Genomic DNA, 21,454 nt, shown 5'->3' with positions numbered 1-21,454 from the left:
ATCCAAAGGAGATGCTGATATGACGAATGCTAACCACGGAAAAAGAGTAATCCGCGCCCCTCGGGGCACAGACTTATCCTGCAGAGGCTGGGTGCAGGAAGCGGCGATGCGCATGTTGATGAATAATTTGGACCCTGAGGTCGCAGAGCGCCCGGAGGATCTTGTGGTTTATGGCGGTATCGGCAAAGCAGCACGAAATTGGCCCGCGTTTGACGCTATCGTTCGTGAGCTCCAACGGTTGGACAACGATGAAACCTTGCTCATCCAATCGGGTAAGCCGGTAGGTGTTTTCAAAACGCATGAGCGGGCACCCCGTGTCCTGCTGTCCAACTCGGTGCTCGTGCCCAAATGGGCCAATTGGGAGCATTTCCGCGAGCTGGAAGCGAAGGGCCTGATGATGTACGGCCAAATGACGGCGGGCAGCTGGATTTACATCGGTACGCAGGGCATTCTGCAAGGTACCTACGAAACTTTCGCTGAAGCGGCCAGACAGCATGCAGGAGGTACGCTGCAAGGTACGCTGACCCTGACAGCAGGCCTTGGTGGCATGGGCGGCGCACAGCCCTTGGCTGTCACGATGAATGAGGGCGTCGTCATCGCCGTGGAAGTCGATCGCACGCGAATCGAGCGCCGCATTCAAACCCGCTATTGCGATGTTTTAGCAGAAACATTGGATGAAGCGCTTCTCCTCGCCGAGAAAGCGATGGCAGCCGGGAAGCCGCTCGCCATCGGACTTCTGGGCAATGCGTCTGAGGTGTATCCGGCATTTGTGCGGCGCGGGATTAAACCGCATTTTGTAACGGATCAGACTTCGGCACATGACCCGCTTGTCGGATATATTCCGTCCGGGATGACGCTGGAGGAAGCGGCCGAACTCCGGCAGCGCGACCCGGAAACGTATGTGCAGCTTTCCAAAAGCAGCATGGCCGTGCATGTGCAAGCGATGCTTGATCTGCAAAAGATGGGTTCCATTGTATTCGACTATGGCAACAACATTCGTCAGGTTGCGTTCGACCAAGGCGTCGCGAATGCTTTCGATTTCCCTGGCTTTGTTCCTGCGTATATCCGACCGCTGTTCTGTGAAGGCAAAGGGCCGTTCCGCTGGGCCGCGCTTTCCGGCGATCCGGAGGACATTCGCAAAACCGATGAGCTCGTGCTGCGCCTTTTCCCGGACAATACCCACTTGCATCGTTGGATTAAAATGGCGGGCGAACGCGTCGCCTTCCAAGGACTGCCGGCGCGGATCTGCTGGCTGGGCTATGGTGAGCGCGAGACATTCGGGCTCGCGCTTAACGAGATGGTCCGCAGCGGAGAGCTGAAGGCGCCGATTGTTATCGGGCGCGATCATCTGGATTGCGGCTCCGTCGCTTCGCCGAATCGGGAAACGGAAGCGATGAAGGACGGCTCTGATGCCGTTGGCGACTGGGCGATATTGAATGCGTTAATCAATACGTCAGCAGGCGCCTCATGGGTTTCTATTCACCATGGCGGTGGCGTAGGCATGGGTTATTCGCTTCACGCAGGCATGGTCGTGGTGGCGGATGGAACGGAAGCAGCGGCAGAGAGGCTGCGTTGTGTACTGACCTCAGACCCTGGCATGGGCGTTATCCGCCATGTGGATGCCGGGTATGACGAAGCGGTCGAAACGGCGGAGAAACACGGCATTCGCATTCCGATGCGCGAGCGGGAATAGGAGGAGCGAAGATGGAACGAATTGATTTGCTCCTCACCGGTATAGGCAGTTTGGTGACCCCGCAGGGAAATAGACCGCGCTGCGGGGAGTCCATGAAAGAGGTCTGTGAGATCAAGGATGCGGTAATCGCCATTAGGCAGGGGAGAATTGCTTGGTTGGGACCGGCGAACGTGTTTCAGGACCAGTTTGCAGGGAGCCAAGTAGCGGTGAAGCTGGACATCGGCGGACGGCTAGTTACGCCCGGTCTCGTTGATCCGCATACCCATCTCGTGCATGGGGGTTCTCGTGAGCATGAGCTGGCGCTAAAGCGGTCGGGTGTCCCGTATTTGGACATTTTGGCGCAGGGAGGGGGCATTCTTCATACCGTCAGATCTACACGCGCAGCAAGTGAGCAGGAGTTGTATGAGAAGGCGCGCCGCAGCCTCAACGAAATGCTGCTGAATGGCGTTACAACTGTTGAAGCGAAGAGCGGCTACGGTCTCTCGCTAGAAGCGGAATTAAAACAGCTGCGCGTTGCCAAACGTTTGGACGCGACACATGCTGTTGATGTTGTATCCACATTTATGGGGGCGCATGCGGTGCCTGAGGAGTATAAAGGGCGACGCGAGGAGTTCGTCGATGCTATTGTAAGCGACATGCTGCCTAAAGTAGCGGAAGAGGGCCTTGCGGAGTTTTGCGACGTGTTTTGCGAAGATGGCGTTTTCTCTGTCGAGGAGTCGCGTCGCATTTTAACGGCAGCGCAGCGTCTGGGGCTGCGTGCGAAGATTCACGCGGACGAAATCGTTCCGCTCGGCGGTGCCGAGTTGGCGGGAGAGGTAGGCGCGATATCCGCCGAGCATTTGCTGGCGGCAACGGATAAGGGACTCGCGGCTCTGGCCGAGAGCGGCGTTATCCCGGTGCTGCTGCCGGGCACATCGTTTAATCTCGGTCTAGCCACCCATGCGCGTGCCCGTGACATGATCGACAGGTACGATCTGCCGGTAGCCCTGTCCACGGACTATAACCCCGGCTCCTGTCCGACGGAGTCGATCCAGCTTATCATGATGCTGGCGTCGCTCCATTTGAAAATGACGCCGGAGGAAATTCTGACCGCTTGCACGATCAACGCGGCGAATGCGCTGGGGCGCGGGGATGATATCGGATCGATCGAGGTTGGCAAACGCGCGGATCTAGCGATTTTCGATGCGCCTAATATGGCCTATCTCCCGTATCATTTTGGGATCAACCACACATATGGTGTGATAAAAAACGGGAAACCCGCCGTTTGGAACCGCCAGCTTGTGGCGGCGACAGAGGAGGAGAAAGCGTTATGAGTGGTGAGATTCCTTTTTTGAAATCGCCCGATCAAGCTGCGTTTCGTGATCATATGGAAACCAAAGTCGCCCAGTGGATCCGCCCTTGGGACGGCCATGAGGAGCTGCTTGCAGGGATTGTCGGCGTACCTTTATCCAAGTCGTCGATCTCGCACTCGGGCGCTTCGACGACCCCTGCCGCGGTTCGCGCGGCGTTTAAGTCATTTACGACCTATTCGATGGAATATGGCGTCGACTTGCAGGATTTGGCCGTCCGTGACTTCGGCGATATCCAGATGCATGTGACCGACATCGCGGAATGTCATCGGCGTATCGAGGAGAGTCTCCGGGCTCTGTATAAGGAACAGCCTAACTTGATCCCGATTATGGTTGGCGGCGACCATTCGACGAGCTGTCCGTCGCTCAAAGCCTTTGCTGACCGCCATCCGGGCCAGAAGGTGGGCATTATCCATTTTGACGCGCACCATGATGTGCGTAACTTCGAGGATGGCGGGGTGACGAATGGTACGCCGTTTCGCGGCATCCTTGAGTCCGGTGTGGTTCACGGGCCTGACATCGTGCAAATCGGAATCCGCGGGTTCATGAACTCTAAGCCATATCATGACTACGTGAAGAGCAAAGGCGTACACGTGTATACTTCAAGGGATGTAAGACGTATGGGGATTGATGCCGTGCTGGATGAAGCGATTGGACTTGCCGGGAAAAATACGGATGTGCTGTATGTGAGTTTTGATGTTGACGTGATCGACCAAGCTTATGCACCGGGCTGCCCGGCCATCGGCACCGGCGGGATGAACCCATGGGATGCTATGGATGCCCTTTATCGCTTAGGAATGCTTCCGAAGGTGCAGGGACTGGATTTTGTCTGCATTGATCCGACTGTGGACCTCCGCAATGTGACCTCGCGTTTGGCGGTTCAGTTCATGCTCAGCTTCCTGGCGGGACTGGCAGCACGTCCGGTTTAACTGGGTTAGTAATGTTTTGCAAGGCACTTGCCGATAAGTTGGTAAGTGCTTTTTTTTATGGCTAATTCGTTAACTTTTATGGAAACTAGTGGGAAACTCTATCCCAAACGCCTGATAAATTGTACAATGGTAGGATGTCATTAGAAGTTGAAGATGTTTTTCTTTTCGGAAAGGATGAAGAAAATGGACAAGCGCAAGAGCGCAAAAAAACAGAATGAGGCTTATGTAGGGGAGGAGTTTGGACCCGAGCTTACAATTCCGCTTTCACTCGCTGACTGTCTTGTTCGATTAACGAAAGGCGATCTTACGGAAATTCGGACTAATTTGGAGATTAAAGGGGTAAGCACTTTAAAGAAACAGGATCTAGCTATGGCATTGGTGGAGCATATTCCAAACGCGCTGCCAAGTTTATTTTTTAAATTCGATGATAAACGTTATCAAATTATGAAACAAATTGCTGGGCGCGGCGGCGTTGCCCCTAGTACGCTGATTGATGTAGAGCAGATTTCTTATTATGTGGAGCGAGGGCTGCTTTTCCTTGGCAGGCACAATGGGAAACCTGTCATAGCCATGCCGAAGGAAGTGCGTGAAAGCTTTCAAAAGCTGGACTACAAATACTTCCGCGAGAAGTTCCAAAGAAATGCGGAATGGATTAAGCTCACGAACGGCCTTTTGTATTATTATGGTCATCTCAGTTTCGAAGAGCTGCATAACCTCGTTGAGAGCTACATGGGGACGGAAGTGTACTGGCAAGAGTACTCAGCTGTTATAGAGGATTCGCTTGTCTTCTATATGCAAATTAGCCCGGACTCCAGAGGCTACCATAATATTCTATTGAATAACCCGAAACAAGTGCAGCAGGAGCAGGAGTCCCGATTGAGTGTCTCCCTGTATCCTTTCACCAAAGAGCAGCTTCTGGCTGCTGGGGAGAAAGATTTTGTGGATCGGACTCCAGCGTACAAAGCTTTCGTGGACTTCATTCGCAAAAACTATACGATTTCGTATGAAGAGGCAGACATTATCGTTGAGGATTGTGTGGATCATATTCGCAACGGAGCAACGCCGGGTTTTCTGCTTCAATCGCTTCAACGAGATCTTGAAATCAATGACTTAGAGCTTACAAGGAGCTTTATGAATCACATTGCAGCTCTGAATAATACGACAAGGCAATGGATTCTCAAGGGGTATTCGCCGAATGAGTTATATCCTGCGAAACCGCTTGCTGTACTCCAGCAACCTCCTGCTATGGCAGATGTCATTGACATGAAAACACGCACGAAAGTAGGCAGGAACGATCCTTGCCCGTGCGGAAGCGGTAAGAAGTTTAAGAAGTGCTGTGCGGGTTAAGTATTTGCGGAAGCAACCTTGCTAAATAATTGAGAAAACCGTCGAGACCATTTGTCTTGGCGGTTTTTTTGGCATTGGGTTGGGCCATGAGTGGTTCCTCCCTGGCCAGCGATGGGAACTACAGGGCTCTATTTCATAGAAATAGTCTCTATTTCGCGCGGAGAGGAACTGTGGGACTCTATTTGTCCGTTTCCTTAAAGAGAACGGGCTTAGGTGGTCAAATAAGGCCTTGTAGTTCCGCATGAACGTGGAAATGGGCTGGATTTGATAGAATAGGGGCCTCCAGTTCCTTTATCCTAGCACAACAATTTCAACCAGCCTCTTAGCCCCACACTACGAAGCCTTGTAGCCGCCAATAAGCAAAAGCGTCAAATTGTTGATATTGCCCCTTCGGTTTTGTAAGATGGAAATCAAATAAGACTGTGCCGAAAGGAGACAGCCCATGGCGCGTTCGAAGTCGCTTTGGTTATTAGTGGGATGGTTTCTGGCTGCTGGAGCGGGCTTGCTCGTACTACAATGGACCGGAGTATGGGCTCGATTGGATTTAAGTCGAGTGACGGAATGGCTGCGGCATTTAGGCCCGTTAGGCGGGCTATTATACATTATTGTTTACACGCTGCGTCCTTTGGTGCTGTTTCCAGCAACGCCGTTGACACTGTATGGGGGTTATGTGTTTGGCGCTTTTTGGGGGACGGTCTACGATATCATTGGAGCCGGTGCCGGTGCGATGCTTTCTTTTTATATCACGCGAAAATGGGGCAGAAATGGCTTTCAACGGATTTTACGCAATAAGAAGTTGCAATCTTTTGATCAGAAAGCCGAGGAGAAAGGGTTCATGGTCGTGCTGTACATGCGCTTGATGCCCTTTTTTCCGTTTGACGGTGTCAGTTACGGGGCTGGGCTTTCTAAAATTCGTTTTTGGGACTACACATGGGGGACGCTCATTGGTATAATTCCAGGAGCAGTGGTCTATAACGTGTTTGGCGCATCACTGCAAGACATTGGATCTGGAAAATTCTATGCAGCCGTCGGGATGTACATCCTATTTGCATTAATACCGCTGCTGCTCAAAAGAAGACAGTCGGCACGGGCTCGCGATCGGGCCTGACAATAAGGAAATCTAACGGATCGTCAGAGGGGAAATCAGCATGCAGGGAAAACCATTATACAAGGATTTAGTCTGGGGGTTAGGGGCGGCATCCGTGCTGCTAATTGGCTTTGTTATCTTATGGCAGAGCCTATCGTCCAGTTGGTTACAAACATTTGATGCAGGAATTAGCAGCGCTATTCAGTCACTTCGAAGTGATGGGCTAACGCCCGTCGTTATCTTTATTACTACGCTCGGAAAAGCAAAAGCAGAAAGCATCGTTTTCGTAGTGGTTGCTGCAATCTTATTGTTTAAATGGAAACAGAGATGGGAGACGCTTGTGCTTTTCATAGGTGTTCTGGCTACGTGGGGGCTTAACATCCTGATTAAAGGATTAATTGAACGCGAACGCCCAGTGGGACCGTGGCTCATTGAGGAAACAGGTTTCAGCTTCCCCAGCGGCCATGCCATGGTGTCTATTTTATTTTACGGATTGATAGGCTACTTGATATGGATCAATGTGCGCAGCGGATGGAAGGCAGCATGGCTGGTACCGGTTGTGACTGTTGTATTTGTTCTGTGCATTGGAGCAAGCCGAATTTATTTGGGCGTTCATTACCCCAGCGATGTGCTGGCTGGATTCACAGCAGGCGGTGCCGCGCTGAGTGGATGCATTCTGGCCATTCATCGTATTACAGATCGTAAAGCTCGCGTACAGCAAGGAATGAACCGGTCAAATCGTTCAGGCTACAACCATCCTGCATAGACAAGATGAGGTATTTTTACAAAAAAGTAAGGCATAAAATGATATCGAAGCCATACACTTTTAGTAAGTAAGAGGATCACTAAAGACATAGTTCACATCGGGGACAACGCCTTCCAGGGGTTCGTCCTTTTTCTTTTGCTTCCAGGACGTTGTATAATTAATCCATCGGCAGATGACTCAGAAAGAAGGGATGACTATGCTGAAACTAAGTATTCTTGATCAATCACCGGTTTCTTCCGGTTTTACGCATAGCGATGCGCTGCAGCAAACGATTCAGCTGGCGCAGTTGGCTGACCGCCTGGGCTACACGAGATTCTGGGTGTCGGAGCATCATAACTCGCAAGGGCTCGCCGGCTCTTCTCCGGAGGTGCTGCTATCGACTTTAGCGGCGCGCACAAGCCGCATCAGGCTCGGATCTGGCGGCGTGCTGCTGCCGCATTACAGCTCCTACAAGGTCGCCGAGAACTTCCGGATGCTCGAAGCGTTGTATCCGGGGCGTATCGACCTTGGCATCGGGCGTGCGCCGGGCGGCACGCCTCACACGGCCAAAGCGCTGAGAGGAGTCAGCGCCGATCTGTTCGAAGGACTTGAGCGGTTCCCGGCGCAAGTCACAGATCTTCTCGGGTTCCTCACCGATTCGGTGGAACCCGGGCATGTGTTTGAGGGCATCCGCGCCACCCCGATGGTGGCTGGAGTGCCCCAGGTGTGGCTGCTCGGCTCCACGGGGCAGAGCGGGGTGTACGCCTCGCAGGCGGGCGCAGCGTTCTGCTTCGCGCACTTCATTAACGGCGCGGGCGGACAACATGCGGTGCGAAGCTACCGCAGCTCGTTCAAACCGTCCGCGCTTAATGTCGTGCCGCAGGCGACGGTATGCATCTATGTGCTCTGCGCCGAAACGCAGGCAGAGGCGGAGGAACTCGCCGGTTCCATCGATTTGCGTATTCTGCAAATGGAAAAAGGCGAGTTCACCGGAGTGAAATCGCCTGAAGAAGCGGCAAACTATGTTTACTCGGATTGGGATCAAACGCGAGTAAGGGATAACCGGTCCCGGATGATTATCGGGGATCCAGGGCAAGTTCGGGAACAAATGCTGAACTTGGCCGACAGCTACCAAGTGGATGAAGTCATGGTTGTTGCCGGCGGTTACCTGCCTGAGACGAGGCAGCGGACGATTGAGTTGCTGGCCGAAGCGTTTGATCTCGCAGCAATTAAGGTCTGATTTCCTTTAGGGTGTTAACGGTTTAGGGGGTTAACGACTTCGTTTGTCCCTTTTATCGATCTCCTGTGTCACGATGAACGCAAGTTCCTCGTTGCCGAAAAGAGACAGCACGCCTAATACGGTGTGATCCGCCACCTCGCCGGCTTCCTCTTTGGGAACCGTTAAATCGAGAGCTTGCTGAAGTGAGGCATTATCCTCTTGATCCGGATAAGCAGCACGATAAAGCGCGGCCGGGTCCAAATCATGATTGATACACCACTGGGCAAAAACGAGAATCATCATATGCTCCTCGCGTTTATAGTTTTCGATCATCTGTTCTTCTAATTGTTTTTTATTCATGTTAGGGTACACATCTCCTTCAATTACCTATTCGACTTCATATGAACGGATGGGTTCATTATAGCGAAAGATCAGGTGGAATCACAATGATTAAGAATGACTTCGCTGCACATTAGCATTACATGGCATTTATAGTGGTACCACGAGCGCATTCGTCCCTTCGAATGCGCTCTTTTTGCATTTATTTCAGATTCGTTATAAGTGGCCGGTTGAGTTATTCCAGTTTTTGTCAGATTATGTCGAATCCTTTACCAAAGCTTATCATGCCGCTTATGCAGCCAAAACAAAAATTAATAGAATGAAGTAGTAATTGATTTTGCTCGTTACATTCAGAAAGGATAATAAAAATTGAAAAATAGACGAATGAAGAGAAGTAACATATGGGTGCCAATTATCATTTTAATTATGCTAGCGATAATCATAGGTGTTTTAGCTGTAAACAAGAAGAACAATGAAAAGACATTATTATATCCGATACAAGTTGATGGAAAATGGGGCTATATAAATAAAAGCGGGAAGATTGTCGTAGAACCAACTTACGCATGGGCCGATGATTTTCATGATGGTATCGCAGTTGTTCTATTAAATAATAATTCAGATGGCAGCAAACAGACGATGGAACAAGATAGTGTAAAATATGGCGCCATTGATACTACAGGAAAAATGGTAGTAAAGCCGGATTATTCCTATATAACCAAGTATAACGAAGGTGTAGCCGGAGCGATTCAAGTAGATGCGATGACGTATGATCTTACCTATTTCATCTTGGATAGTAAGGGTAAGGTTTTATACACGTTACCTCCTGAAATGCAGATCGTTTCCATGCTGTTCAATGGAACGGGTTTGCAGACGCAGAGTGAAGGTCTGATATTAGTGCAAGACGATAAAACCGAAATGTACGGGTACATTGATCGCTATGGGAAAATGATTATTCCAGTTCAATATCATGAAGCTAGCAGCTTTTCAGATGGCTTAGCTACTGTAAAGGATGACAAGCACTACCAGTATATTGACAAAACAGGAAAAGTGATGATTGACGCTAGTAAATATGTTTCCGGCAAAAGCTTCTCGGGTGGCTTAGCAGCCGTAGCAGTGCAGAATAAGGATCGGTCCACTGTTGAGTACGGATATATTGATACTAAGGGCAATATGAAGATAGAGCCTAAATATGCAAGGGCATATGATTTTTCAGAAGGGCTTGCAAAGGTATGCGTGGGCGAAAGTATCAACCAATATTCAATAGGATATATAGATGAAACAGGAGCTTATAAAATTGGCCCTACTTTAAATGATAGCTATGATGAAACGCTGATAACAGAGGGCTTAGCTCCCATTGCTGATGGGGCTGGCGGGTATATGAATAAGGAAGGGAAAGTAAGTATTGCTCCGGTTATTACGAAAGATGAGAGCAACTATTTAAAGCGCAATGTGGCCGGAGAATTTAGAAATGGCATTGCCAAGGTAAGCTTGTCCGATGGAAGAATTGGATATATCGATAGAATCGGAAAATATATCTGGAACCCTCGCAAGTAACTGGATATTGGAAAGTTTTCATCTATTGAACTTAATAATTTAATTACAAGTATTTGACTTGGATATAACAATTGAATGATAGATTTGGTAAGCATCGAATATTACTACCGATTTCTGCAGAACTAGAAGCAGGAACAGAAAAGGAGGGCATATATGGCGGTTTGTCGATGGCGTTTCTTTCTCTCAATTTTCATGGCGCTGATTGTGCTTCTGTCCATTGATCATCGAGCGGATGCTCATGCCTACAGCGCGACTTATTCGACATTGGAATTTTATAAATCCAAGACGGAGCTTACTTATGCACTCGATGACTTATCGGTCATAGAGCTTGTAGGTGGCGATACCAATCATGACGGAACTCTCGATTCAGAGGAATTCGCTGCAGTGGATCAGAAGCTGCTGACAGTTCTACAGAACAACCTCGTTGTGAAAATTAACGGAGAAGCCGCAGCGTGGCCCCAACTCGAGAGTTTCGGTATGTACCGAAAAAGGGCAATTATGAAGATCTCCTTCCCAGCGGTAGCGGCATCCCAGTCGATCCAGCTGACCGATCAATTGTATTTAAATGACACAGCGAGTAATTACGTAAATCTGATGACGATTTATTACGGAGCTCAGAAAAGCACAGCCGCACTTTCGGGTAACAACCGGACCTGGACGCAGCAAATGACGGAAAATGATTTCGCCGGATTGCAGTCGGGCGATACATCGCCTCAGTCGCAAAAGCCTGAGGAGGAAGCTTCGTCAAGCAAGATGAACGGTTGGTTTTCTTTTTTCGTGTTGGGGATGAATCATATTTTATCGGGATACGATCACCTTTTGTTCTTATTCTCCTTGCTCATCGCAAGGCAAACGTTCAAGCAGTATGCGGGGACGATCACAGCGTTCACGATCGCGCATAGTATTACCTTGGCCTTGACGGTCACAGGTGTGATCCATATCTCCTCACGTATTGTGGAACCAGCCATTGCGCTGAGCATTTGTTATGTCGCTTTGGACAACTTGATTCGCAAGAAAATCAGCTATCGATGGGTATTGACCTTCTTTTTCGGGATGATCCACGGGATGGGTTTTGCGGATATTTTAACAGAAATGAACATTCCGAAGAGCGAATTGGCTGTTGATCTGATTAGTTTTAATGTCGGCATTGAAACCGTTCAGGTAATCATTGTTGCTCTGGTACTGCCCGCGTTAGCTCTTCTTTATCGCTGGAAGCACTCGAGGCACGTGGCTGTTGCCTGCTCTGCTCTAGCCCTGGTGCTAGGCGGACTGTGGCTTGTCGAACGAGTAATTTCTAATGTTTAACCATTATTTGGATTAATTATTAACCTTTGTTTAATTAGATTTTTAAGGAAACGAGATGACAAGTTGATCTACTAGGGACATTTCATAATGTCCCCATTAGGTATTGGTAAAACATCAACAATGTTTGTGAAAATATTTGCCCAAATGAAATAATCGGAGAGGCAGCGAGACAAAGCGGCGGTCATTTCGCCATCCTGCTGACTCTTTAGATCCTTTCATTTAAGCGAAGATTTTACAATAAATAAAATGAAACAAGGAGCGAGGACATGAAAGCATTAAAAAAAGCGCTGTGGCGTATAGGCATGTCATTTATATTATTAATGAACATGATATTGCCTGCTTTACCAGCTACAACGGCATTTGCTGCAATTAGCGGCAGCAATTCGGTTGAAAATCCACCGCAAAGTATTGTGGAAAAAACGGATATTGCAACCTGGAACTATACCAGTGCTGCGCAAGTTACTGCTGCGGCCCCAAGCTTTGCAGCAACAAGCGGTTATTATTCCAATCCAAGTTCAACTTTGCAATTATTTAAAAGTAATGCCCAAGTAACCTCAGGATTAAGCTATGCTTCTGGAGGGATCTCAAACACTAATTTCAGTGGACAGATGGATAAAGGATATTGGATCATTAAGACTTCCACTGTTGGATTTAAGGATCTGATTTTTAATTATGGCACACGTTCTTCAGGAACTGGTCCTCGTGATCTTAATACAGAGTGGAGTACTGATGGAACAAGCTGGACTGTATTCGGAAATAAAGTTGCCGATACAGGTTATACCGTTAAAATCGAGAGTACGTCTCTCGAGCAATTTGGTATGACTTTGCCGGCAGAGGCAGCGAATCAAAATACGTTATATATCAGAATTATTCAGAAATCTGATGCTTCTGAAGGAAATGGTACAATCGGTACAGGTGGTACTTACACAGTTAACGGTCTTCAACTCTACGGAGCCAAAGATCCAGCGTATACGACACCTGCCGTAACAGCGTCGCCGGATACAACCGGTGCGATACTAGACGTTACACCCATTACTTTAACGAATACAGATACTAACGCACAAATTTTTTACACAACAGACGGTACAACTCCGGCGACAACAGCTGGCGGTTCCACTAAATTATACACAGCGCCTTTCACAGCTCTTTCCGAAGGCGGTTTTACAGGAACAAACCCATTTGTCGTAAAAGCTGTAGCGAAGTCGCCGACGAAGCTTCTGCCGTCCGATGTCGCTACATTATCCTTCAATCAGCAAACTATCACATCGAATGCTGACGCGAAAAAGCTTGATGCTGGGAAATATGCATGGGTAAAAGGCATCGGTACGTACTTAGACGGAAATACGACCTTATATATTCAGGATGGTATGAATGCTGGCAGTGGTCTCGTTATTTATAAATCCGGTGCAGACTTTTCCTCCTATGTGGGCAAAGAAATCTATGTCTATGGGAAAGCGTCACCGTATAATGGCTTGATGGAGATTGTTCCAGATGCTGTGAACGCCTCAAATATCGTTGTACGTAACAGTAACCCAACGACCCTTCCGACCCCGACCAAAATTATGTTCAGTCAGCTTGCAGACAGAACATATGAGGGCATGCTAGTTTCCGTTGATACAGTGAAACTTGACAGTGTTACAGGAACTGGGACGAGCTATTATGATCACACAGTAAGCCAGGCAGGTATAACGGCTAAATTGCGTGCTAAAGCTATCACTCTAGCAGCCGGAAGTTACGTGAACATCACAAAGGCCGTCGCGAAATATAACAACGGCGTACAGCTGCTTTCTACCAATGTTGCCGATCTCGTCGCGGTTCCAGCGCCGACCGTTGAATTTATGACATCTAGCGTGCCTACCGGAACGACAATCCCTCTTAATTCCAGAGTGACACTTACCACACCAACAACAGTCGCGCAAATCACTTATAGCTTAAACGGAGGCGCTCCTGTAACTAGTGTGACAAATTCCGTTTATATTACAGTTGATGCATTCCAAAACGGAACAGCAACGATTACAGCAACAGCGTCAGACGGCTCCTATACAACGTCGACGCAAACTTTTACCTATACACAAAGCCAGGTCGCAAAAGTATTAGCAAGCCCAGGGAGTTCTGCAATTAATCCCGCTACACCCATCACATTATCATCAGATACGGCGGGTTCAACGATCATTTATTCTGTATACAGAAATTCCTTTACTTCCACAGACGGTACTCTGGTGGGTACAGCCAATCAAACCTATACAGCTCCTATTACCTTGGATGCTTCGTACTTCCCGGTAAGAATAGCTGCAAAGGCAACACTTCAAAACTATGTGGACAGTGCTTCTGAAAGTTTCTCCTATACGGCTAAGAAAGCAACCGGTGGCGAGAAGAACTATTACGGCTCACTTCACGCACATACGATGAACTCAGACGGTCAAGGAACCTTGCCAGAGGCGTACGCTTATGCAAGAGACCAGGGTAAATTTGATTTCTTTATCGTAACAGACCACTCAAACTCTTACGATTCAGCAACTTATGACGTCACCAAGGATCAAAATATTAATAATTACAACACAACCAACGCTCCTTGGCTTGCCGGTAAAAAGGCGGCGATAGATGCAGCCACTCCTACTTACATAACCGACTACGGTTATGAGATGACATGGTCCGGCGGTCCAGGACACATGAATACGTTTAACACAACAGGTTTTGTCAGCCGGAACAACGCGACTTTGAATAACAAAACAAATGATGGTGGTCTGCAAACCTATTATCAAATGCTTCAGAGTACGCCGGGCTCCATTTCACAGTTGAATCATCCTGGAGCTACATTCGGTAACTTTGCCGATTTTGGTTATCACAACAATGCGATTGACGATAAAGTCACTCTCGTTGAAGCAGGAAACGGCGAAGGCGCGATCGGCTCAGGCGGATACTTCCGATCTGTCGACCAGTTTATTTTGGCATTAGATAAAGGATGGCACGTAGCCCCAACAAATAACGGCGATAATCATAAAAAAGGTTGGGGAACATCGAATACCGCTGCGACAGTCGTTTACACAAACGATTTTACATTGAGCGGAATTTATACAGCATTGCACGACCGTTCGGTATGGTCGACAGAAAACAGGGATTTGGATGTCACCTATCATCTGTCCGACGGGACGAACACTTACAGCATGGGCGCAATTTTGAATGCTCCCCCTGCGACTGCCAACATTACGGTAACAGCAGCCAATAAAAACCCAGGTGTAGCGACTAGTAATATCGCATCTGTCAAGCTGATAAGCTACGGAGGAAAAATTGTAGATCAGCAGACCTACTCTGGTGGAAGCAGTAACGTTAATTACACCTATTCGATGACGGCGCCTGCTGCTGGTTATTACTTCGCGATTATCACGGATAACCAAGGTTTTGTAGCTGTCACAGCGCCGATATGGCTTGGTTCAGCGCCGAAAGTCGGAATCACTTCGGTAACTAACAGTTCCGTCATGCCTGTTACAACAGAGGCGTTGAATGTAACAACAAATTTCTTCAATAATGAAAGCACACCCGTCACACTTAAGTCTATTTCTTATACCGTAGACGGAGATTCCGCAGCCAACAAATCGTATACGCCTGGCACAAGCATTGCGCCTTCCGGTGTCGCAAAGCATGAATTCAGCTATACACCGACGACCCCTGGGCCAAAAACAGTAACAATTAACGCTGTGCTTACGGTGAACGGAGTCGATAAGACTTATACAGGGACCAATACGATGAAGGTCGTAGATATCAACTCCGTGTCGTATGTCGGGCTTGACGCCTCACACGGCAATGAGTACGTCAGCGGAGGCAGCTATCCGGATACAATGGCCAATATGATGACTCTCGCAGGCGCAAACAGTGTGAGAGTTGTACAGTTGAAAACGTCGGCGGATTTCATTGCCGCTACAAGCAATCCTAAATACAAAATGATCATTTTAAATGCTCCGTCTAGAAAAAGCGTTACTGCATGGCCGACTCCGGCGAATTACACACCGGAAGAAATTGCTGCGTTGAAAGCATTCTCGGAAAACGGAAACACGCTTGTCTTCGGAAATATCGCGGACTTTGGTGAATCCACAAACACGGATCCGTCTTCGCCGAAGAAACATATGTCCGAGCTTCAGAACGACGTCCTGACAGCCATCGGCTCCACGCTGCGCGAAAGTGACGATGAGGTGATGGACGATGATAAAAACGGAGGACAACCATACAGATTGTATCCGACAGAGTTTAATATGGCTAATCCTTTGCTGCAAGGCGTCGTCGACGGGCAGACCTACAGCCAATACTCAGGTTCAACCATTTACGCTGTAGACCCGGCGACAGGAGAGAGAACCTCAACGCTGCCGACTACGGTCAGCCCGCTTGTTTTTGGCTTCCCGACCACGTATTCGGCTGAAACCGATAATGACAACTTTGGATACGGGACGACTAAAGCTACTTTTCCTTACATTACAGTCGGAACGAATAAAACCGATAAGGGAATAAGTAATTCTCAAGGGCTTTATATTCCGAAATATGCAAATCCAAACAGCAAGATGGCAACAAACCCGGAAGAAAAAATGCTGGCGGCATCTGAAACTGTCACGCATCCGAACGGTAAAACTTCGCTTGTCGTCGTTGCCGGCGGATCATTCATGAGTAACTTTGAAATCCAAGTAACTTTGGACAATGCAGGGACATTGCCTTATGCCAACTATAATTTAATGGATAATCTTTATAAAATTGTTAATCCGATGACGATTACAAGCGTAGCCAACGCCAAGAATCTGTCGGATGGGACAGAAGTCATCATTGAAGCAACAGCGACGAGTGAGGTAAATACGCAAAGCACAAATCCTGATACAAACAAAGGCTTCTTCGACTCTATTTATGCGCAGGACGCAACGGGCGGTATCAATCTATTCCCGGTTGCCTCAGGCATCCAAGAAGGACAGAAGGCAAGGTTTGAAGGTACGATCACGCATTATCAAGGTGAGGTAGAGTTGACGGTTAGCAAAATGACTGTTTTGGATCCAAGTATCCAAAAACTGGCGCCTACTACGCTTACGACAGCTGGTTCCATGTCATCCACGAATACCGGAAACTTGGTGAAAACACAAGGCGTCGTGTCAAATATTTACAAAGACACGGACGGAACCATTAACCAATTTACGATTAATGATGGGTCCGGCCCGGCAATTGTCTTCATTAACGGATACATTACAAAGGCAACGGCGCTTCCGTTCGTTACAGACGGAGCAAATGTTTCCGTAGTCGGTTTGGCTTCTATCGGCGAGGTTTCCAGCGATTCGGATATGCACCCGAGAATCAGAGTCAGAGACCGTTCCGAGATCTTGAAGGTTACGTTAACTAATCCATCTAATCCATCCTCTTCATCTGGCGGCGGCTCCGCTCCTAGCGGCACTCTGATCTCCTCTTCTAACGGAGGAACGGTGAAGGATAACGGTGTGACGATCGTCATTCCAGCTGGAGCGGCAAACACGGATTTCCGGGTAACGGTCGAGAAAGTAACGAATACCGATGAAATGCTGAAAGGCACTTCTGGTAAGCTAATCAGCGATGTGTTTGAGATCAAGAAAGATTTGACAGGCAATTTCACTGCTAATCTAACAATTAGCCTACCGTTTGACCTGACTAAGGTAGATCTGACCAAGTCTGATGTGGCAGTCTACTGGTACGATGAGACAGCGAAGAAGTGGAATGCACTCAGCAACCCAAGCGTCGATAAAGACAAGTCGACGGTTAGCGGCATAGTCAACCACTTCACGAAATTCGCTGTAATCGCAACAGATAAGAAACCGACAGATCCAACGAATACCGGTTCTACAGGTAAAGGCACACTGTCCGATATAGCCGGCCACTGGGCGGAAGCGAATATTCGCGAGCTCATTCAAGCTGGAGCGATCGAAGGCTATCCTAACGGTACCTTCGGACCGGATCGTACGATTACCCGTGCGGAATTTGCATCGCTTCTTGTCAAAGCATTCAAGCTTCAAGAGAAGAGCGGCAAAGGTTTTGCCGATACGAACAATCACTGGGCGCGCAAAGCAATTGAAACAGCGGCAGCCTATGACATCATTTCCGGCTACAGCGACAGCTCTTTTGGACCGGATGATCAAATCACCCGCGAACAAATGGCAGTGATGATCGTTCGTGCAGCCAAGCTGCCTACAGCAGCGGCAGGCAATACATTCACGGATCGCTCAGCGATCTCCGAATGGGCGCAAAGCGCCGTTGCTTCTGCATCGGCTAGCCATGTGATCGACGGCTATAGCGACGGTTCCTTCAAGGCGCAAGCGAACGCTACGCGTGCTGAGGCCGTTACTGTTATCTTGAAAGCACTCAAAAAGTAATAGCAAGCTGAATAAGATCGCGGGCCTGAAGCTCCTTAATGGAGCGACAGGACGCGGTCCGGGACTTTTTTTCACTACTCAATATGGTATAGTTTATGAGAGAAGGTTGTACGTATAGGAGGTTATACGGGTGATGATTATGAATGAGAAAATCAAAGCCTCCGAGGTTCATGTCACGGGTATTCAGGGTGAAGATCTGGGTGTGATGTCCACGAAGGAAGCGCTGCTCCTGGCGAAGCAGTTGAAAGTCGACTTGGTGTGTACCTCGCTCATGAGCAGCCCGCCGCCGTGCAAATTAATTGGAGCGGGCCAGGCCAAGCAGGAAGCGATGCAGGAGAAACAGCAAGCCCGTAAGCGGGAGCAAGCGCCAAAGACGAAAGAACTGCGCTTAACGCCGCACATCGAGGATCACGATCTGGATACGAAGCGCCAGCAGGCGGTACGAATCCTGCAAGGCGGAGATGCCGTGCAGCTGGTCGTGAAGATTTCAGGCAAAGAAGGTGCCCAGGCCAAAGCTTTGCTTGAAGAGCTGGTGAAGGACTTAAACGCTTATGGACGCAAGCAAACAGGCATTCAGCTCAGCGGAAAGCAAGCTTCCGTGCAGTTGGATCCTTTATAAGAAAAGCATGAACGCTCCTTCGTTCTGGAAGGAAAGAGACGTTCATGCTTTTTTTTCGTTATAGGGAAAGCCGCTTAGTTCAAGGTAATGGCCTGCGAGCCCATAAGCTCCCACACTTGCTTGAAGTCGCTTAATACATAAGCTTCCTGCTGTCCGGTCATTGGGTCGTTCATATAGGCATAATCATCGTCCCAGCCGGTAAGCAGCAAGGCATGTTCAGGTTGATACCATTCCACGAGCCGATCCTTGTCATCTTGCCATTCCAGATCCAGATAAGGGGTATCCATATGTTCCGTAGCCCAAATCATGGCGGGCTTGCCTGCTTCTATGACGCTCAGCAGCGTTTCAAAAGAAGCGCCTGTGATATCTTTGAAACGCCCAGGCAATAGCTGGTTCATTGTGGCATACATCGGTTTATGGTAAATGCCATAGCCCGCCTTATAGGGGTTGCCGACAAAAACGTCTTCTGGATTGCCGCCCACAAAAGCCCCATCGGCGTTCTCAGCTGGCATCTCGCCTCTTGGGAGCGCATCAGCCACTTCCTCCTTGGTGACAGGAAGCCCAGCCCAATTCAGCAGCATGGTAGCCGCCACGGCTTCGCACCCATTAGGCAGCTCCGGAAGCTGTGATAAAGCAGGGGCATTAGGCACCTGATAATGGTGCTCTACAGGCGTAATGGGTTCAGCAGACGGCAGAGGTACTGGTACTGGTACCGGTACTGGCGCAGATGTAGCCAGTAGCGGCTCACTAATCTCACTAGCAGGCGGACTTGGCGCGACGGGTTGGAGAGCTTGTACAAATGCAGGCGCAGTAGGCTTGGGCAATGCCAAGCACATCACGGACCATATAACGATAAGGCAGCATGTCAACTTTTTGATGTGAAATCACTTCCGTTCCAGTACGATCTTTTCATTACATCATGAAGAATCTGGAAATGCAAGATGAAGTCAGTAAGACATATAAGGATGGTCAAGCGGCATAGTCTAGGAAAACGGACGGCATCTTGCGCATATTTTATGGCATGAAAGAAGGACTAGAGATGACCATATGAGGCAATAGCTCATACAATAGGGTAAAATGATTAAAAATACCCGTTCCATAGATAAGAGGGAAGTATATGAATAAGCATGAAGAGGAGAAAAAGGCGCTAGAGCAAGCAGCTATCGATATTTTTCTTGAACTATATAATATAAATAACCCGGTAGATCTGCGAATGGTTCGCCAGCAGGAGAAGCCGGATGCGCTTCTGGAGGATGCCAATAACGAGCAAGTAGGACTAGAAGTGACTCATTTGTTCTACGATATGGAGGAAGCCAGACGTATGATGTCACGATCCGAGCTCACGAAGCCTGGGGCGGAAGTGCTGGATAATTTCATTAAGGTCATTAATGATCGCATTGTGAGTAAGGAACAGAAGTTGCAGGATTATTCCCATGACTATCCTTGTATGCTGCTCATACGCAACGTATCTCTGTTGTTCGGGATGTCCGATGTGCTCAGTTTCAAGCATAAGCTCGTTCCGCCAAGTGGAAGGTTTACGCAAGTCTGGCTGTTGTCCAGAGATTTTACACCGGATTGGCTGTTAATTAACTTATATGAAGTTGGCGGTGGAGGGATGAAATGAAGCGTCTGTACATAGGGCTTGGCGCAGCTTTTGGCGTGTATGCGATCGTCATGATTGTGTATTTATTAAAAGGAGATGTATTTGGGATACCTCGAGATCTGGTTGGCACCAGCGCGGACCCGCACACGTTCATGACGGCACAGGAAATAGACAAAGCTGAATCCTTGTCACGCATTCGGTCATTAGCTTATTTTCTCAGTTCTCCGCTGCAAATTGGATTGATCCTGCTGCTCCTTGGTGTGGCTGTCCGTATTCGAAGCTTATCAGAAAAGCTGTTCAAGGCTTCCTTTCTGCAAATGGTCGTTTTTGTGCTTCTATTTACTCTGTTGATGGACGTGCTGTTCCTGCCGGTGGACTATTTCTTGTTCAAAATCGATCTAGCCTACGGAATCTCGACAGAGACGCTAGCGATCTTTCTAGGGGATCATGTGAAGGATTTTCTGTTAAATGCCGTAGGAACCATTGTGATGGTCTGGATATTCAGACTGGTGTTAAAATGGAGTCCCAACCGATGGTGGTTCTGGTTCTGGCTTTTGTCTGTTCCATTGATTGTGTTCGTCACGTTCATTCAACCCGTTGTGCTTGATCCCCTCTACAATGAATTCAAGCCGCTTCAGGATCAAGAGCTTAAGGCGCAAATTCTTCAATTGGCGGCGGAATCACACATTCCGGCTAAGCAGGTCTACGAGGTCAATATGTCCGAGAGGACCAATGCGATTAACGCTTATGTCAATGGAATAGGCGGCAACGCCAGAATTGTGCTGTGGGATACAACGCTGAAAAAACTGCAGCCCGATGAGATTTTAACCGTGATGGCGCATGAAATGGGACACTATGTAGAAAAGCATATCTATATCGGCCTTGCTTATGGCATTGCGCTTAGCTTGGTGGGTTTATGGCTGGCATTTCACGCTTATCGATTCTTCCTTCGACGCTGGGCCCATAGATGGGGAATTCGGGGAGAAAATGATCTAGCGGCGCTGCCCATTCTGCTGCTGCTGGTTACGGTCATGAGCTTTATCTCCGCGCCAGCTCAAAATGCCTTCTCCCGGGTAATTGAGCACCGAGCAGATGTGTATGCGATGCAACTGACAGGAGATGGCAACGCCGCCATTCGCGCTTTTCAGCAAATTGCCAAAGAGAACTTGAGCCCTGTCACCCAACCGAAGCTGGTTCATTGGTTTCGCGGCTCGCATCCGGAGATTATGGATCGGATTATGTATTTTAAGCAGTTTGACAAATAAAAGGCTAGTGAGGGAGCGGACAACCGCTGCTT

15 protein-coding genes are annotated in these 21,454 nt (G+C 48.5%); 13 read left to right on the top strand and 2 right to left on the bottom strand.

The window, feature by feature from the left end; translation table 11 throughout:
- Positions 1–19 precede the first annotated feature (19 nt).
- The 7 genes from hutU (at position 20) to PCH02S_RS13515 (ending at position 8,390) form a co-directional block, all read left to right on the top strand.
- Positions 20–1,693, top strand: a complete 1,674-nt coding sequence (hutU, locus tag PCH02S_RS13545; RefSeq protein ID WP_127453785.1) for a urocanate hydratase — start codon at positions 20–22, stop codon at positions 1,691–1,693.
- An 11-nt stretch (positions 1,694–1,704) separates the two neighbouring features.
- The gene (gene hutI / locus PCH02S_RS13540; protein ID WP_127453783.1) at positions 1,705–3,006 is read left to right on the top strand and encodes an imidazolonepropionase; all 1,302 of its coding nucleotides are present in this window, start codon (positions 1,705–1,707) and stop codon (positions 3,004–3,006) included.
- Positions 3,003–3,971, top strand: coding sequence for a formimidoylglutamase (gene hutG / locus PCH02S_RS13535; protein WP_127453781.1), 969 nt, complete (start codon positions 3,003–3,005; stop codon positions 3,969–3,971). The genes hutI and hutG overlap by 4 nt, the downstream gene beginning before the upstream one ends.
- A gap of 183 nt (positions 3,972–4,154) precedes the next feature.
- A complete protein-coding gene (locus PCH02S_RS13530; protein ID WP_164819558.1) occupies positions 4,155–5,318 on the top strand; it encodes a YecA family protein in 1,164 nt (387 codons plus the stop codon).
- 442 nt (positions 5,319–5,760) lie between these two features.
- The gene (locus PCH02S_RS13525) at positions 5,761–6,426 is read left to right on the top strand and encodes a TVP38/TMEM64 family protein (RefSeq protein WP_127453777.1); all 666 of its coding nucleotides are present in this window, start codon (positions 5,761–5,763) and stop codon (positions 6,424–6,426) included.
- 40 nt (positions 6,427–6,466) lie between these two features.
- The gene (locus tag PCH02S_RS13520; RefSeq protein WP_127453775.1) at positions 6,467–7,171 is read left to right on the top strand and encodes a phosphatase PAP2 family protein; all 705 of its coding nucleotides are present in this window, start codon (positions 6,467–6,469) and stop codon (positions 7,169–7,171) included.
- Between the two features lie 196 nt (positions 7,172–7,367).
- Positions 7,368–8,390 carry an LLM class flavin-dependent oxidoreductase gene (locus PCH02S_RS13515; protein WP_127453773.1) on the top strand — a complete coding sequence of 341 codons (1,023 nt, stop codon included), beginning with the start codon at positions 7,368–7,370 and terminating at the stop codon, positions 8,388–8,390.
- A 30-nt stretch (positions 8,391–8,420) separates the two neighbouring features.
- Here the strand turns inward: PCH02S_RS13515 and PCH02S_RS13510 are convergent, their stop codons facing one another.
- A complete protein-coding gene (locus PCH02S_RS13510) occupies positions 8,421–8,729 on the bottom strand; it encodes a hypothetical protein (RefSeq protein ID WP_127453771.1) in 309 nt (102 codons plus the stop codon).
- 384 nt (positions 8,730–9,113) lie between these two features.
- Between PCH02S_RS13510 and PCH02S_RS13505 the strand changes: the two genes are divergently transcribed.
- The 4 genes from PCH02S_RS13505 to infC all read left to right on the top strand — a co-directional run bounded on the left by PCH02S_RS13505 (position 9,114) and on the right by infC (position 18,554).
- Complete coding sequence (locus tag PCH02S_RS13505) at positions 9,114–10,262, top strand: WG repeat-containing protein (protein WP_164819557.1); 1,149 nt, start codon at positions 9,114–9,116, stop codon at positions 10,260–10,262.
- A 153-nt stretch (positions 10,263–10,415) separates the two neighbouring features.
- A complete protein-coding gene (locus tag PCH02S_RS13500) occupies positions 10,416–11,567 on the top strand; it encodes a HupE/UreJ family protein (protein ID WP_127453767.1) in 1,152 nt (383 codons plus the stop codon).
- A gap of 266 nt (positions 11,568–11,833) precedes the next feature.
- A complete protein-coding gene (locus tag PCH02S_RS13495; protein ID WP_127453765.1) occupies positions 11,834–17,935 on the top strand; it encodes an S-layer homology domain-containing protein in 6,102 nt (2,033 codons plus the stop codon).
- A gap of 133 nt (positions 17,936–18,068) precedes the next feature.
- Complete coding sequence (gene infC, locus PCH02S_RS13490) at positions 18,069–18,554, top strand: translation initiation factor IF-3 (protein ID WP_127453825.1); 486 nt, start codon at positions 18,069–18,071, stop codon at positions 18,552–18,554.
- A gap of 74 nt (positions 18,555–18,628) precedes the next feature.
- Here the strand turns inward: infC and PCH02S_RS13485 are convergent, their stop codons facing one another.
- Positions 18,629–19,378, bottom strand: a complete 750-nt coding sequence (locus tag PCH02S_RS13485; protein ID WP_164819556.1) for a C39 family peptidase — start codon at positions 19,376–19,378, stop codon at positions 18,629–18,631.
- Positions 19,379–19,671: 293 nt separating this feature from the next.
- On the opposite strand from PCH02S_RS13485, the gene PCH02S_RS13480 reads away from it, so the two are divergent.
- Positions 19,672–20,178 (top strand): hypothetical protein, encoded by a 507-nt coding sequence (locus PCH02S_RS13480; protein ID WP_127453761.1) that lies wholly within the window; start codon positions 19,672–19,674, stop codon positions 20,176–20,178.
- A complete protein-coding gene (locus tag PCH02S_RS13475) occupies positions 20,175–21,422 on the top strand; it encodes a M48 family metallopeptidase (protein WP_127453759.1) in 1,248 nt (415 codons plus the stop codon). The genes PCH02S_RS13480 and PCH02S_RS13475 overlap by 4 nt, the downstream gene beginning before the upstream one ends.
- Positions 21,423–21,454 lie beyond the last annotated feature (32 nt).

Origin of the sequence: Paenibacillus chondroitinus NBRC 15376, from assembly GCF_004000765.1 — a bacterium.
Taxonomy (GTDB): Bacteria; Bacillota; Bacilli; order Paenibacillales; family NBRC-103111; genus Paenibacillus_E; species Paenibacillus_E chondroitinus.
This window is presented reverse-complemented; position numbering and strand designations above follow the sequence as displayed.